This is a genomic window from Kytococcus schroeteri (assembly GCF_002847825.1).
Lineage (GTDB): Bacteria > Actinomycetota > Actinomycetes > Actinomycetales > Dermatophilaceae > Kytococcus > Kytococcus schroeteri.
In genome coordinates this window covers 1-328 of sequence record NZ_PKIZ01000120.1, presented here as the reverse complement: position 1 = coordinate 328, position 328 = coordinate 1, and the positions used below count along the sequence as shown (strand labels likewise).

General features: G+C 65.5%; 1 protein-coding gene. It reads right to left on the bottom strand.

What is annotated here, in order from left to right:
• Nucleotides 1-328: hypothetical protein (locus tag CYJ76_RS11795; RefSeq protein WP_144043114.1), on the bottom strand; the 328-nt coding region annotated here is incomplete at both ends.

The window sequence follows — 328 nt, the reverse complement described above, 5'->3', positions numbered from 1 at the left end:
CTCGTGCAGGAACCAGGGGTCAATGCCGGAGGCCGCGTAGACCTCCTCGACGGTGGCGCCGAGGCGCAGGGCCAGCTCCACGTCGTACATGCGACCCTCGGTCGGACGCTTCAGATCCTCCAACACGGCCTGCTTGTCGGTAGCGCGCTCGCCGGCGAACTCCTCGTCCGGGACCGTCCAAAAGCCGGCCTGCTTGGTCTCCAGGGAACGCATGACCTTGTTCAGGCCCGTGATGTAATTGCGGCCGACAGCCATGGCCTCACCGACGGACTTCATAGTGGTGGTCAGAGTGTCGTCGGCGCCGGGGAACTTCTCGAAGGCGAAGCGC